Raw genomic sequence first — 1,214 nt, 5'->3', positions numbered from 1 at the left:
GTAGGCGTCACGGGCGACGGTCTTGATGACGCGGTTGGTGCCTTCGGAGCCAGCGTTGGTGATGCCGGTGTGCAGGAACCCGAGGATCTCGGGCCACCAGGTCTCGATCGTGGCCGCGAGCCGGTGCAGTTCGAGCAGGCCGGAGTCGGCGCAGCGGGCGTAGAAGCGGTGCAGTAGCCGGGCGACGGCCTCCTGGTCCGGCCGGGTGCGGGCGGTCGCGAGTAGGTCGAGCAGGTCTTCCTTGGCGTTCCAGGCGGTCAGGATCGGCTGGCCGATCTTGGCGGGCAGGTTGCTGAGCGTATCGGTGAGCCGGTCGACGTGCTCGGCGCGCATCCGGGCAGCTGAGCGGGTCAGCCGGTTGCGTTGCTGCCATTCCGGGTCGGTGGCCCGGCCGCGGCGGCTGCGGTGGGTGACGGTCATGCGGCGGCGGACCTCGGTGACGGCCCGGTTGGCCAGCTGGACGACGTGGAAGTGGTCCACGACCAGCATCGCGTGGGGCAGCGCTTCGCGGACGGCGGCCTTGAACACGGTGCACATGTCGATCGCGACGGCTTGGACCTGTTCGCGCCAAGCGGCGGGACGCTGGGTGAGCCAGTCGGTCACTGCCTTGCTGGTGCGGCCCTCGACCTGGGCGAGCAGTCCCTGCCCGCCGAGCAGATCCACGAAGCCGACGTGCCAGCGGTCGACGGTGGTGGTCCACGACTGGGTGACCTCGTCGAAGTTCCAGCGGGGCTTGCCGCGGCGGACCTCGTCGATGCCCAGCACGGCCACCGGCTCGGGTTCGGCCGGCAACACTGTCGCGGCGTGCGCGGTGAACGCCGCCGCGACGACCGGCCACGATATGCCCATGTCACGGGCGGCTTGCACGATCGTACGGTTGCCGTCGGCGACCGCCGCCCCGGCGGCCTGCCGCAGCCGGGCGGTGATCCTCGCCCGGGCCGGAACCTGCGCAACCTGCTCGGTGAACGTGCGGCGCGGGCATCCGGACTGGTCGCAATGCCAGCGGCGTTTACGCCACCGCAACCGGGTGACTCGGCCGGCGACGGGCAGATCCCACGGCCGGGTGAGTACCCAGCCCTTGACTCGCACGGCCCGGCTTCCGCACTGCGGGCAGCATCGTGCCTGCTCATCTCCGGTGGACAGGTGGACGATGGGGGAACCGTCCGGGTGCAGCTCGACCCGATCGGCTACCAGGCCGTTCAGGCCCAGCAGCC

1 protein-coding gene is annotated in these 1,214 nt (G+C 71.3%); it reads right to left on the bottom strand.

Annotation, left to right across the window (positions count from 1 at the left end):
* Window positions 1–1,212 (bottom strand): ISL3 family transposase (locus ACFHWY_RS28545; protein WP_416583335.1); only part of this gene is annotated, 1,212 nt, incomplete at its 3' end.
* Window positions 1,213–1,214 lie beyond the last annotated feature (2 nt).

It is taken from the genome of Micromonospora sp. LOL_024 (assembly GCF_048060415.1).
Classification (GTDB): domain Bacteria; phylum Actinomycetota; class Actinomycetes; order Mycobacteriales; family Micromonosporaceae; genus Micromonospora.
This window is presented reverse-complemented; position numbering and strand designations above follow the sequence as displayed.